Genomic DNA, 13,666 nt, shown 5'->3' on the forward strand with positions numbered 1-13,666 from the left:
GCCCTCGAACCGCAGGTGAGGGGGCGCTACCTTAACAGGGGGGAGTCAAATGCGAAGCATTGAAGGAGGAAACACAGAATGAATATCATTGTTGCGGTAGATAAAAACTGGGCGATTGGGAAGAATAATAAGATGATGTGGAGCATTCCGGCGGATATGCGGTTTTTTCGTGAAAAAACAACCGGACATGTGGTGGTGATGGGCCGGAAGACTCTGGAAAGCTTTCCAAACGGCCTCCCCCTGAAACAGCGGACGAATATCGTGCTCAGCAGAGACAAAAATTATCAGGTAAAAGGGGCGTTGGCCGTGCATACCATGGAGGAGCTTTTGGAGCATCTGAAAGGCTATGCTTCCGAGGAGATCTTCATCATCGGCGGAGAAAGCATTTACCGGCAGTTTTTGCCCTATTGTGATACGGCATATGTGACAAAGATCGACCACGCCTACGATGCGGACACCCATTTCCCCAATCTGGATGAGATGCCGGAATGGGAGATGACAGAGGCCGGCGAGGAGCAGACAAGCTTTGACCTGGAATTTGTATTTACAAAATATGAGCGCAAAAGCGGCACAAAAAGCTTTGAGTAAAACGAACAGTGGTGAGTATGATGCATGATCCGGCAGCGGAGAAAAAACGGAAAAACTGGTATCGATGTTCCATGACAGTGTTGCTGGCAGCGGCCCTGCTTCTGTCCGGCTGTACGGGCGGAGGCAGTGTTTTGTCCGGGCCTGTTCGGGAAACGGATTCCAAGGGCAGGGAGGGCTCTGCTCTTAAGATCGTCACGACCATCTTTCCCCAGTATGATTTTGTACGGCAGATCGCCGGAGAACGGGTTTCCCTTCAGATGCTGCTGAAACCGGGGGAGGAGACCCATTCCTACGAGCCCACGCCCCGGGATATCATTGCCATCCAGAATGCGGATCTGTTCATCTACGTGGGCGGGGAAAATGATGCGTGGGTGGAAGACATCCTGGATGCCCCGGAGATGAAGCAGGTGCGAAGGCTACGCCTGGTGGACTGCACAGCGCTTCTAAAGGAAGAGCATGTGGAAGGGATGCGGCATAAGGGGCAGCTATGCCCGGGGACAGAGGAAGAAGAGGAGGAGAACGACGAGCATGTCTGGACCTCCCCGAAAAATGCCATGGAGATCACGAAGCGGATCGCAGAGGAGCTTTCCGCGTTGGATCCGGAAGGCCGGGAAGAATATAAGGCCAATCTGGACGCCTATCTGGAAGAGCTTGCAGCGCTGGACCGTCAGTTCCGGGAAATCACACAAAAGGCTGCGGCCAGGGGACAGGACCTGCTGTTGTTCGGAGACCGGTTTCCTTTCCGCTATCTTGCACAGGAGTACGGACTGCAATATTACGCGGCATTTCCAGGGTGCGCGGCGGATACGGAGCCAAGCGCGGCGATGATGGCGTTTCTGATCCGAAAGGCGAGGGAAGAGCAGATCCCCGTGATCCTGAAAATGGAGCTGAGCTCTGAACAGATCGCCCGGGCAGTAGCCGAGGCTTCCGGGGCAGAGGTCCGGGTGCTCTATAGCTGCCACAACCTGACTGCAGAGCAGTTTGAAGCCGGGGAGGGCTATCTCTCCATGATGCGTAAAAATGCAGAAACCCTGCAGGCGGCGCTGGGACAATGACAAGAGCAATTGACAAGAGAAGCGCCGGGAAGGGCAAAAAAGAGAATCGGGTCAGGGAGGATGGACGGATTATGGCACTGGTACAGTGTGAGGAGCTTACAATCGCATATGAGGGACAGGTGGTGGTCCGGGATCTGTCGTTTCAGATCCATCCCGGAGATTACCTCTGTATTGTGGGAGAAAACGGTTCCGGCAAGAGCACCCTGGTGAAAAGCCTTCTCGGACTGAAAGCCCCCTTGAAGGGGCGGATCGTGCTGGGGGACGGGTTAAAGCAAAAGGAGATCGGTTATCTGCCCCAGCAGACGGACGTCCAGAAGGATTTTCCGGCCAGCGTCCAGGAGGTGGTTCTCTCGGGCCGTCTGAACAGCCGGGGAATGAAGCCTTTTTACACCTCAAGAGACAGGGAACAGGCAAAGGCCATGATGGGGCTTTTGGGGATCGAAGGGCTGAGACGGAGCTGTTTCAGGGATCTGTCCGGAGGGCAGAAGCAGCGGGTTCTCTTAGCCCGGGCGCTTTGCGCGACGAAAAAGATGCTGCTTCTGGACGAGCCGGTGACGGGGCTGGATCCCCTTGTGACAGCAGAGTTTTACCAGCTCATCAAGGAAGTAAACCAAAGGTCCGGGATCGCGGTGGTGATGGTATCCCATGACATCGAGAGCGCCGTGCGGGACGCCTCCCACATCCTCCACCTGCAGGAAACCGCGCTGTTTTACGGAAAAGCGGAAGCGTACAGGGAAAGCCTGGTGGGCCGGATGTTTCTGGAGCGTACGAAAGCGCCCGGAGAAATGGCCGGAGGGAGTCAGGAGCCTGCGGGAAATACAGAAATAGCAGGCGGCGGAATGCCTGCGTATACAGAAACTTCTGAAAAGAGAGGTACAGGTTTTGATTGATACGGTGTTTGAAATGCTTTCCTATCCATTTATGGTACGGGCCTTTGTGGTGGGAATCCTGGTGTCTTTGTGCAGCGCGCTGCTTGGGGTCAGCCTGGTGCTCAAACGGTATTCCATGATCGGGGACGGGCTTTCCCATGTGGGGTTCGGCGCTCTGGCAGTTGCCGCCGCGCTGAATGCCGCGCCGCTGACGGTGGCCATCCCGGTGGTGGTCACGGCGGCGGTATTGCTTCTGCGGGTCAGCGCAAACAGTAAGATCAAAGGGGATGCGGCTATCGCCCTGATTTCCACCAGTGCGCTGGCCGTGGGAATCATGGTCATCTCCATGACTACCGGAATGAATACGGACGTGTATAACTATATGTTTGGAAGTATCCTGGCCATGAGCAGCCAGGATGTGAAAATGAGCGTGCTGCTCTCCCTGGCCGTCCTCATCCTGTATGTATTCTTCTATCACAAGATCTTTGCCGTCACCTTTGATGAGACCTTTGCCCAGGCCACCGGAGTCAGGGCGGGGCTGTACAATACCCTGATCGCGGTGCTGACTGCGGTGACCATCGTGCTGGGCATGCGGATGATGGGAACCTTGCTGATCTCCAGCCTGATCATCTTCCCGGCCCTGACCTCCATGCGGGTGTGCACAACCTTCCGCTCCGTGACGGTCAGTTCCGCCGTTGTGTCGGTGGTCTGCTTCTGCATCGGGATCACCGTGTCCTACTTTTTTGCCGCGCCTGCCGGCGCCAGCGTGGTGATTGCAAACCTTTTGATGCTGGGGGGATATGCCATAGCCGGGGCAGTGAAAAACCGGAGTGCTTTCAGGCAGTCCTGTTTCTAATTGCAGAAAAAAATTTGTTTTTCCATAACCATATGTTTACATGACAGGTAAGTGGCAATGAAATATCCACCGTACACAATCAAGAACATCAAAACAGTAACGCCGATATTTGCAGATATGTGCATATTTAGAAATTCTTCTGCAATCGCTGTGATTTTTCCGATTCCAAATGCCGAAAAAATTCCTGCAGGTAAAAGCGGTACAACAAAAAATATTGCCGTCTGCCTGAATAAAGCTCCGAAAAGCAGCCTGCTGTCTGTTCCCAGCTTTTGTAATAACCCGTATCGGTAAATATTATCTGCGGTTTCCGTCAACTGTTTTAGGGACAGCAGCGCGGCGCATATCAGCAGAAACACCAGCCCGATATAGCAGCATAAGAATACCAGCAGCGCGCAGGAACCGTAGTACATACTGCTCAACATGACTTTTTCAGTATACCGATACCCCTCTGTTTTCCATTCCAGCCCGATCGGTATCATTTTCTGCAATACTTCATCCGTATTTGTGCCGGGTTTATACTGCACTAACAAAATATTCATGTCTTTTGCTAAAGACGCAGCGATGCGATCGGGAACAATCAAAGTCCCCCTGTCGTTATTTCCTACCGAAGTCATCAAAACAGTTTCACCCAGCGGCTTCTTCCTGCCCGGCTGTAAAGTCGTTCCATTCAAGTCAATTTCTGTACAGGACTGCAAAAATGAATCTATATATTGCAAAGTACCTTTGTAATTACAGTTCAAAAGAAATTCATGATCGGCAAGATTTATGGGCGCTTTCCCCTGAACCGCTAATGCACGGTTAAAGTCTGAAATGGGAACGACACTGACGCCCACTTCGGGAATAGCGCTGTCAATGTGCCATAAGTTTAAGTCCTGTCCCTCAAACAAATCTCCATAGGTTATTTCTGCTTCATAAAGGCTGATCTGTGCTATGCTGTCTGCATAGATCCCCAGATCCACGTCCCTTGATTTCAGATATGCCGCAATGTCTGTTTCTCCCGCTACATCCATATCCGCTACAACATTCAGATCATAAGGAAGCGCAGCCTTGGACGTTTCATTCATGGTTAAAGCAGAACTGATCCCCACGGATATACCGCAAATGGATATGGTAAGCAAAACGCATACTACGCTCATAGTCATAAAATCCGTCTGCACCTTGCTTCCGATCTGCCGGCTTAAAAAGGCATTCAGCCCTTTCAGATAAATTTTTCTATTTGCCTGTACCGCTGTAAGCAATACTGCAGATACAGAAAAGAAGAAAAGCGCCGTCCCTGCCGCTAACAAAACTGCTGCAATCTGAAACCACGAATTTTCACGGCTGGGAAGTATACCGTAGCGCTGAATAATCACGCCGGAAGAAACAATACACAGGATAGAAAGCGCGGCTAAAGAAATCCCGGCGGCTTTGTTACTCAGCGCAATGATTTCATTCTTCCTGCCGGCGGTCAACAGGTCAATCAACTTGACCGAAGAAACCGTGCGCACATTAAAAATCATGACAATCAGAAAAATCAATACAAAACAGCCGATCGTCTTTTTCAGCGCGCTCATGGAAAAAACAATCTGAAACTTACTCATATCTATTGCAAACAGGCGTAAAGAAAATATGGAAAGTCCCTGTGACAAAAGCAGCCCTGATATAAGCCCAAACACAAGCGACAGAATCCCCACGCATAAGGTTTCTCCGGCAAAAATCCTTGATATTTTTCCTTTTTCCATTCCTAACAATGTATAAATCCCTAATTCCTTTTTCCTGCGTTTTAATAGAAACTGATTTGCATACAGGATAAGAAACGCAAGTACAACAGCCACTACAACAGATAATGCAGAAAGCAATATCCCTAATTGGTCAGAAAGTAATTGCTTTGTCGCGTCAAGATCATGGAATGCCGGCTGGCTCTGAATGGAATTGAAAGCGTAAAACATACTGACCGAAACCGTAAGCGTCAAGAAATAAATCATATAGTCCTGTATATTTTTACGCACATTGCGAATAATCAATTTACCCGTATTTACAGAGTTAACGCTTGTCATTGGTTTCACCTCCCAATACAGAAACCACCTCCATGATTTCTTCAAAAAATTCTTTCCGTGATTTTGCCCCGCGGTGAATTTCGCTGAAAATTTTCCCGTCCTTAATAAAAAGAATACGGCGGCAATAACTGGCTGTGAAAGAATCGTGGGTTACCATGAGGATTGTTGCAGAAAGGTTTTGGTTCAATTCTTCCAGCATATCCAAAAGCATATGGGAGGAACGGGAGTCCAGTGCGCCTGTAGGTTCATCCGCCAGAACAAGAGCCGGATTTGTTACCATTGCACGGGCGGCGGCTACGCGCTGCTGCTGTCCGCCGGACATTTGATAGGGGTATTTTTCCAAGACTTCCGTGATATTCAATGCTCCTGCAATTTCCCGTACCCTTTTATCAATTTCTTTTGCTTTTATGCCGGAAATGGACAGGGCAAGGGATATATTCTCATATGCAGTCAATGTATCTAGCAGATTAAAGTCCTGAAAGATAAAGCCCAGCTTTTCGCGCCGAAAAGCCGACAACTGCTTTCCGCGTAAAGCAGTAATGTCTTTTCCCTCCACTAATATTTTCCCGCTGGTTACTGTGTCGATTGTAGAAATGCAGTTAAGCAATGTTGTCTTACCAGAGCCGGACGCACCCATAATACCGACAAATTCCCCTTTGCAGACAGACAGGGAAATACGATTAACAGCTTTGGTAATGTTTCCTTTGTTTCCATAATATTTTTGAATATCAGAAACCTCTAAAATCGGGGTGTTCATAATGTTGCTCCTTTCGTTTTCCTTTTTTTGATATTGTACATTCCGAGATTCAAATGCACCATTAAATAAGATTACATTTACATTACCAAAATGTAAGGTTTCGGGGAGAAAAGAAGCAGGCATTTTTCATGCCTGCTCATACAATCCCGCTTTGCAGGATATTCCTATGTCAAACACTGGAATCCACGCTTCGCGAGTCTTCTATTGTCATGCATAAAGATTTTCTTTGGGAAACGTGATCTTCACGGTTGTCCCATTTTCAGAGCTGCTTGCTGCAGATATTTCCATATTCATCTTACGGCACAATTTCCGGCATAAATATAACCCAATGCCTGTTGACTTTCCAAATTTACGCCCGTTTTCCCCGGTAAACCCCTTATCAAAAATCCTTGGAATATCTGCTTCGGTTATACCGATTCCATTATCGGAGATAGAAAGGCTGCACCCGTTATCAAAAGAAATCCCCTCAAAAGTGAGAATCAGATTTTCTTTTGCATATTTAACAGAATTAGCTATGATCTGCCCTATAATAAATACACACCATTTCCGATCGGCAAATACCGGAATATCTAAATTGACAAATACAGGTTTGCCGCGGGCTTCGATAATCTGTTTGGAATCGCTTTTCAACGCTTCCTGTACCAGTGTTTTCAAGGTTGTCTTTTCTATCTTAAAATCCTTTTCCAATGTTGTACTTCTCGCATAGAAAAGGGCTTGTTCTACAAAATGGTCTATTTTATTCAATTCATCATCTATGCGGATTGTAGAAATATTCTTGTTATTCTCAATGATTAAATGGGCAGAGGTTATCGGCGTTTTTATTTCGTGTACCCACATTTCGATATATTCCCGGTACTCTTGATTCATGGCTTGTGCTTCTGCCAGCTTATCATTCATGTACTTATGAGACAGGTGCAGAATCTGGTATAGCAATTTCCCGTCAAGAAATCCCGGCTTTTCTGCAAGCTCTGCCAATAAAGTCTTGTCGTCAAGTCCGTCAAATAAAGCCATAAACCCGCAGTAATATTTCTTTTTTCTTGTGTAATCCCATAGCAGCGCCGCAAGAAAAGAACCCCCAAATATGATTTCGATATAAATAATAAATTCATAGCGCAGCCCCATTAGCCAAAGAAGCCCCGTCGAAAACATAACGGCTGCCAAAAACAGTATAACAGAGAAAAGACGGTCAGTGATATAATCGGTCAGTTTCATACTCTGTACCCCAATCCACGTTTTGTTTCCAGATAATCGGACGCACCAATCTCCGATAACTTTTTACGCAATCGAACAATGTTCACATTGAGCGTGTTTTCGTCTATAAATTCGTCGCTCTGCCATAATTCATCTATGATCGAGTCCCGCGGTATCACATTGCCTTTGTTTACAATCAGCAAACGCAGTATGCCAAGTTCATTTTTTGTTAAATCTACCTCTTTATCCCCATAAACAGCAGCAGCTTTCAGCAGATTGACTGTCAGCCCTTTATGAGTCAGGACAGAATGAACCTGTGCTTCATAAGTCCTTTTTAATATTGTTTGAATACGTGCTATCAATACCTGTGCATTATAAGGCTTTGATATAAAATCGTCTGCACCGATATTCAAGCTCATCAACTCGTCAAAGTCTGTATTTCTGCTTGTCAGAACGATAATGGGAATATCCGACTGTTTCCGAATCTCACGGCATATAGTATATCCGTCCTGATATGGCAAGTTTATATCCAGCAGTACAAGGTCTGCTTCTGCTTTCAAAATATGGTCTGTAATATGTGCGAAATCAGTGCTGCTTTCATAAACATAACCATATTTCTGCAGCAGAACGGACAATTCTTTACAAATCTCTGCTTCATCCTCAACAACAAATATTTTCACTTTCTGTTTTCCTTCCGTTTTCTTTTATCTGCTGGTTTTTCAGCGTCCTTTGGTATCAGCCAAAAGCGGCTGAATTTTGCCCCACCCGGTATACGGTTTTGTACCCGTCTTTCTGAAATGTCCCATTTTTTCGCTGCTTCCGGGGCAGAAATAAACTCTAACATTTTCAGTTTCCATCATTTTTTCACACTATTTACTCTTCGGATGTTTCCTTTTTTTCCGGCACTTCCCGGCTGCCATTTTCGTCTTTCAGAGCTTTTTTCCGGAACCTTTTCCGTCCCTTTTTCAGGAACAGCACTGTAAGGGCTGCCGCCGCCGCGAACAATACCAGTACAGGCAGGTTGGACACCAGGAAGACGAAGGAATTTACAAAGAAGTCCCGGACTCCGTACAAGCTGTTTCGGAAGCCGCCTTTGATCCTGCTGCCGACGGTGTCGGAGGTCTCTTTTTCATATTCCACTTCCCGGATGTTGATATTGACGGTGCTGTAGTCGATCTGGTTGTCATAGGTCCGAAGCTGGGATTCGTAGCTGTTGATCTCATAGCGCAGATCCGAGAGCTTGGATTCCAGGGCAAGGATCTGCTCCAGATCCTTTGCCTGCTCCAGCAGTTCCATCACCCGCTCATATTCGGTCCGCAGGGAATCTTTGTATGCGGTCTTATCTACATAGTCCAGCGTCACATCCTGTACGTTTTCCGACTGGTTTGTAATCGTGCCGAGCTTCCCCGCCTTGTTTACAAAGTCATCCAGATGTTCGGAGGGGATGCGCACGCAGAGGTAGTAGTAGCGGTAGCTCTGGCCGCCCGGGGCGTCATAGCTGGACTGCTCGACATAGCCTCCGAAGGAAGCGATGGAGTCTTCAAGCTGCTTTTTCAGGGTATCAAAGGTTCTGGTTTCCATGGTGAGGGATACGGTTTTGATCAGTTTCCGGGAAGACAGATCCTGCCCGGATATCTCCGGGGAAGAGGAATTGCCTTCGCCTGCTCCCTCCTCCGGGATTGACGCTTCCGCATCCACGATCTGGGCAGCTTCTCTCTCTCCGGACGCGCTGTCATAGCCCTTTGCGCCGCAGCCCGACAAGACCAGGACTGTGATCAGAAACAGGATCAGAAGGTTGTGGGATTTTCTTTTCATAATCTTCATAAGTGTCTCCTCCTTTATTTTTTTCATACGATACTTTACACTGTTATATTATATCAGAGTACGAAAACAACGGTTTTGTTGCAGTAAATTCAAAAAAAATGGAAAATTTTTACAAGCCGCAGTCACATTTTGCAAAAGTTTCATTTATTTTGTAGATAATTATAACATATTGTGATAAAATGTACCACAGAATGACTTAATTTAAGAAATGGAGGTAAAGTAATGCCTGAAAAGAAACAGACGGTTCCGTTCTCAGGAACAAAGGAACAGGAAGAAGCTTTGTTAGAAGTGATCGCCGGGCTGAAAGACGAACCGGGGGCATTGATGCCGATCCTGCAGAAGGCGCAGGATATCTATGGTTATCTTCCGATGGAAGTGCAGAAGATGATCTCCGACGGGACCGGGATTCCGCTGGAGAAGATTTACGGAGTGGTGACATTCTATTCGCAGTTCAGCTTAAGTCCCAAGGGCAAGTACCGGATCTCAGTCTGTCTCGGGACAGCCTGCTATGTAAAAGGTTCCGGGGACATTTACAATGCGCTGATGGAAAAGCTGGGCATCGTCGGCGGGGAGTGTACGCCGGACGGGAAGTTTTCCCTGGATGCCTGCCGCTGTGTGGGGGCCTGCGGACTGGCACCGGTTATGATGGTGAACGACGAGGTATATGGACGTCTTACGGTAGATGATATTGACGATATCCTGGCAAAATATGAATAAAACATTGTTTCAGAATATCCGCAGAATTTGAGAAAAATGGAGGACATATATGAAATCTCTTGAAGAATTACGTGTGATCAGGGAAAAAGCGAAGAAGCATGCCTGCCGTTACCGTGTCCATGTGTGCGGAGGTACGGGCTGTACTTCTTCGGGAAGCCTGAGGATCATTGAAAAGCTGGAACAGGAAATCAAGGCCAACGGCCTGGAGGAGGATGTAGAGATCGTAAAGACCGGATGCTTCGGCCTGTGCGCCCTGGGGCCGATCATGATCGTACATCCGGAAGGCTCTTTTTATTCCATGGTAAAGGAAGAGGATATCCCGGAGATCGTTTCCGAGCATCTCAAAAACGGCAATGTGGTGAAGCGGCTTTTGTATGAGGAGACCACCAAGACCGAACACATCCTGCCTCTGGAGGAGACCAATTTCTATAAGAAGCAGCACAGGGTGGCTCTGCGCAACTGCGGGGAGATCAGTCCGGAGCATATCGAAGAATACATAGGGGTGGGCGGCTATGAAGCGCTGGGCAAGGTGCTCACCGAGATGACCCCGGAGCAGGTCATCCAGCTCATCACGGACAGCGGCCTGCGGGGACGCGGCGGCGCGGGATTCCCCACAGGACTGAAGTGGAAGTTCGCGGCTGCCAACCAGGCGGATCAGAAGTATGTCTGCTGCAACGCGGACGAAGGCGACCCGGGCGCGTTCATGGACCGTTCCGTTTTGGAAGGCGATCCCCATGCGGTTCTGGAAGCCATGACCATTGCCGGCTACGCCATCGGTGCGACACAGGGGTACATCTATGTACGCGCGGAGTATCCGATTGCGGTGCAGCGTCTGGAGATTGCCATCAGCCAGTCCAGGGAACTGGGCCTTCTGGGGGATGACATTTTCGGAACCGGCTTCAAATTTGACATCGGGCTCCGTCTCGGTGCCGGCGCGTTTGTATGCGGGGAGGAGACGGCGCTGATGACGTCTATCGAAGGAAACCGCGGGGAGCCCCGTCCGCGTCCGCCGTTCCCGGCGCTCAAAGGCTTGTTCCAGAAGCCTACCATCCTGAACAATGTGGAGACCTACGCCAACATTCCCCAGATCATCCTCAACGGCCCGGAGTGGTTCGCTTCCATGGGCACCGAGAAGTCCAAGGGAACCAAGGTCTTTGCCCTGGGCGGCAAGATCCACAACACGGGGCTGGTGGAGATCCCCATGGGGACGACGCTGCGGGAGATCGTGGAAGAGATCGGCGGCGGCGTGCCCGGCGGCAAGAAATTTAAGGCGGCGCAAACCGGAGGCCCCTCCGGCGGATGCATCCCTGCCGAGCACCTGGACGTGCCCATCGACTATGACAATCTGCTGGCCATCGGTTCCATGATGGGTTCGGGCGGGCTGATCGTCATGGATGAGGACAACTGTATGGTGGACATCGCCAAATTCTTCCTGGAATTTACGGTGGACGAGTCCTGCGGAAAATGTACCCCCTGCCGGATCGGTACGCGGCGGATGCTGGAGATCCTGGAGAAGATCACCAAGGGACAGGCTACCATGGAGGATCTGGACAAGCTGGAAGAGCTGTGCTACCACTTAAAGTCCAATTCCCTGTGCGCGCTGGGGCAGACCGCGCCCAATCCGGTGATCTCCACGCTGCGGTATTTCCGGGATGAATACATTGCCCATATTGTGGATAAAAAATGTCCTGCAGGCGTCTGCAAAGACCTGCTGCAGTATAAGATTGACGCAGATAAATGTAAAGGCTGTACGCTTTGTTCCAGAGTTTGTCCCGCAGGGGCCATCGTGGGCAGCGTAAAAGAGCCGCATATGATCAATTCCGAGAAGTGCTTGAAGTGCGGCGCTTGTATTGAAAAATGCCGCTTCGGCGCGATCTACAAAGAGTAAGGGAGGAGTGAGAGAATGGAAAATGTGAATTTAAAGATCAATGGCCTTGATGTAAGCGCACCGGCAGGTTCAACGATTCTTGAGGCTGCACATATTGCCGGAATCAAGATTCCTACCCTTTGTTTTCTCAAGGAGATCAACGAGATCGGCGCATGCCGTATGTGTATCGTGGAAGTAAAGGGCGCAAGAAACTTAGTGGCGGCCTGCGTGCATCCGATCAATGAAGGTATGGAGGTGCGGACCAATACTCCGGAGCTGATCGCAGCGAGAAAGCGTACTTTAGAGCTGATTCTGTCAGACCATGACAAGAAGTGCCTCTCCTGTGTGAGAAGCGGAAACTGTGAGCTGCAGGCGCTCTGCCAGGAGTTAGGCGTCGCGGACGAGCAGTATTTTGCCGGGGAAGCCAACCATTATGAGCTGGATACCAGCGCGGCCCATATGGTACGGGACAACAACAAATGCATCCTCTGCCGGAGATGCTCCGCAGTCTGTGAAAAATCCCAGGCAGTGGGCGTCATCGGACCGAACCAGCGTGGATTTGCCACCTTTATCGGATCTCCGTTCGATATGGGGCTGGGAGAGACAAGCTGTGTATCCTGCGGTCAGTGTATCGCGGCCTGTCCTACCGGGGCGCTGTATGAGAAGGACTTCGTGGACGAGGTTCTGGCAGCGGTGGAAGACCCCGCAAAGCATGTGGTGGTTCAGCCTGCGCCCTCCGTACGCGCGGCATTGGGCGAGGAATTTGGCTATCCAATGGGAACGGACGTGGAAGGAAAGATGGCAGCAGCCCTCAGAAGGATCGGATTTGACAAGGTATTCGACACCGATTACAGCGCGGATCTGACCATCATGGAGGAAGCCCATGAATTTATCGAGAGAGTACAAAACGGCGGCGTGCTGCCGATGATGACTTCCTGTTCCCCGGGATGGGTGAAGTACTGCGAGCACTATTTCCCGGATCTTCTGGATCATCTTTCAAGCTGTAAGTCGCCCCAGCAGATGTTCGGAGCGGTGACCAAGACTTATTACGCGGAAAAGATGGGGCTTGACCCGAAGGATATTGTCTGCGTCAGCGTGATGCCCTGTACGGCGAAAAAATTCGAGGTGGGCAGAGACGACCAGGACGCGGCAGGCGTGCCGGATGTGGATATCTCCATCACCACCCGGGAGCTGGCAAGGCTGATCCGCAAGGTGGGCATTGATTTTCGAAGCCTCCCGGAGGAAGGTTTTGACGATCCGTTGGGCGAGTCCACCGGAGCAGGCGTGATCTTCGGCGCCACCGGCGGCGTAATGGAAGCGGCTCTTCGGACGGCAGTGGAGACGCTGACCGGGGAAGAACTGGCAGACGTGGAATTTCAGGAAGTGCGCGGAACGGACGGGATCAAGGAAGCGACCTACCATGTGGCGGACATGGACGTGAAGGTGGCGGTGGCATCCGGACTGTCCAACGCGAAGCAGATCCTGGAAAAAGTCCGCGCAGGGGAGGCAGATTATCACTTTATTGAGATCATGTGCTGTCCGGGCGGATGCGTAAACGGCGGCGGCCAGCCCCAGGTACACGCGGACGTGCGTAACTTCGAAGACGTGCGTGCCATCCGGGCGAAGGTCCTGTATGACAACGATGCGGCGAAGCCCCTTCGGAAGTCCCACGACAATCCGTCCATCAAGAAGCTGTACGAGGAATACTTAGGCGAGCCGGGAAGCGAGAAAGCTCATCATGTGCTGCATACCAGCTATGTGAAGAGAAGTATCAACTAAACCCTGTTTTAAGAAAGCAGACCTGCGGGAGAAGAGCAATCCGGCAGGTCTGTCTTTTTAGATTTTTCAAATGACTTTTCGGCTGTTTTATAGTATACTTACCTTTAGAGACTTACGGAACAAGATT

The 13,666-nt window shown here is 49.8% G+C and carries 13 protein-coding genes; 7 read left to right on the plus strand and 6 right to left on the minus strand.

Going from position 1 to position 13,666, the window contains the following annotated elements; genetic code table 11:
- Nucleotides 1–78: 78 nt before the first annotated feature.
- The 4 genes from EBB54_RS08705 (at nt 79) to EBB54_RS08720 (ending at nt 3,368) form a co-directional block, all read left to right on the plus strand.
- Entirely contained in the window at nt 79–588 is a 510-nt protein-coding gene (locus EBB54_RS08705) for a dihydrofolate reductase (RefSeq protein WP_125127129.1), read from the plus strand.
- Between the two features lie 17 nt (nt 589–605).
- Nucleotides 606–1,643 carry a metal ABC transporter substrate-binding protein gene (locus EBB54_RS08710; protein WP_125127130.1) on the plus strand — a complete coding sequence of 346 codons (1,038 nt, stop codon included), beginning with the start codon at nt 606–608 and terminating at the stop codon, nt 1,641–1,643.
- 71 nt (nt 1,644–1,714) lie between these two features.
- A complete protein-coding gene (locus tag EBB54_RS08715) occupies nt 1,715–2,533 on the plus strand; it encodes a metal ABC transporter ATP-binding protein (protein WP_125130676.1) in 819 nt (272 codons plus the stop codon).
- On the plus strand, nt 2,526–3,368 hold the full coding sequence (locus EBB54_RS08720) for a metal ABC transporter permease (RefSeq protein ID WP_125127131.1): 843 nt from the start codon (nt 2,526–2,528) through the stop codon (nt 3,366–3,368). Before EBB54_RS08715 ends, EBB54_RS08720 begins: the two co-directional genes overlap by 8 nt.
- Here the strand turns inward: EBB54_RS08720 and EBB54_RS08725 are convergent.
- The 6 genes from EBB54_RS08725 to EBB54_RS08750 all read right to left on the minus strand — a co-directional run bounded on the left by EBB54_RS08725 (nt 3,365) and on the right by EBB54_RS08750 (nt 9,176).
- Nucleotides 3,365–5,404, minus strand: a complete 2,040-nt coding sequence (locus tag EBB54_RS08725) for an FtsX-like permease family protein (RefSeq protein WP_125127132.1) — start codon at nt 5,402–5,404, stop codon at nt 3,365–3,367. The genes EBB54_RS08720 and EBB54_RS08725 overlap by 4 nt on opposite strands.
- Complete coding sequence (locus tag EBB54_RS08730; protein ID WP_125130678.1) at nt 5,391–6,161, minus strand: ABC transporter ATP-binding protein; 771 nt, start codon at nt 6,159–6,161, stop codon at nt 5,391–5,393. Before EBB54_RS08730 ends, EBB54_RS08725 begins: the two co-directional genes overlap by 14 nt.
- Nucleotides 6,162–6,368: 207 nt before the next feature.
- Nucleotides 6,369–7,058: a sensor histidine kinase gene (locus tag EBB54_RS08735; protein ID WP_243127589.1), complete on the minus strand. Its 690-nt coding sequence runs from the start codon at nt 7,056–7,058 to the stop codon at nt 6,369–6,371.
- 311 nt (nt 7,059–7,369) lie between these two features.
- Nucleotides 7,370–8,032: a response regulator transcription factor gene (locus tag EBB54_RS08740; RefSeq protein ID WP_125127133.1), complete on the minus strand. Its 663-nt coding sequence runs from the start codon at nt 8,030–8,032 to the stop codon at nt 7,370–7,372.
- Nucleotides 8,029–8,196: a DNA-binding protein gene (locus EBB54_RS32200; RefSeq protein WP_125127134.1), complete on the minus strand. Its 168-nt coding sequence runs from the start codon at nt 8,194–8,196 to the stop codon at nt 8,029–8,031. Before EBB54_RS32200 ends, EBB54_RS08740 begins: the two co-directional genes overlap by 4 nt.
- Nucleotides 8,197–8,225: 29 nt before the next feature.
- A complete protein-coding gene (locus EBB54_RS08750) occupies nt 8,226–9,176 on the minus strand; it encodes a DUF4349 domain-containing protein (protein ID WP_125127135.1) in 951 nt (316 codons plus the stop codon).
- Nucleotides 9,177–9,398: 222 nt separating this feature from the next.
- On the opposite strand from EBB54_RS08750, the gene EBB54_RS08755 reads away from it, so the two are divergent.
- From EBB54_RS08755 to EBB54_RS08765, 3 genes are read left to right on the plus strand one after another with little or no spacing between them, the layout of a single operon-like run.
- Nucleotides 9,399–9,893, plus strand: coding sequence for an NADH-quinone oxidoreductase subunit NuoE family protein (locus EBB54_RS08755; protein WP_004079191.1), 495 nt, complete (start codon nt 9,399–9,401; stop codon nt 9,891–9,893).
- A gap of 49 nt (nt 9,894–9,942) precedes the next feature.
- A complete protein-coding gene (gene nuoF, locus EBB54_RS08760) occupies nt 9,943–11,781 on the plus strand; it encodes an NADH-quinone oxidoreductase subunit NuoF (protein WP_125127136.1) in 1,839 nt (612 codons plus the stop codon).
- 15 nt (nt 11,782–11,796) lie between these two features.
- Nucleotides 11,797–13,539 (plus strand): NADH-dependent [FeFe] hydrogenase, group A6, encoded by a 1,743-nt coding sequence (locus EBB54_RS08765; RefSeq protein ID WP_125127137.1) that lies wholly within the window; start codon nt 11,797–11,799, stop codon nt 13,537–13,539.
- Nucleotides 13,540–13,666: the final 127 nt, after the last annotated feature.

It is taken from the genome of Schaedlerella arabinosiphila, assembly GCF_003885045.1.
Lineage (GTDB): Bacteria > Bacillota > Clostridia > Lachnospirales > Lachnospiraceae > Schaedlerella > Schaedlerella arabinosiphila.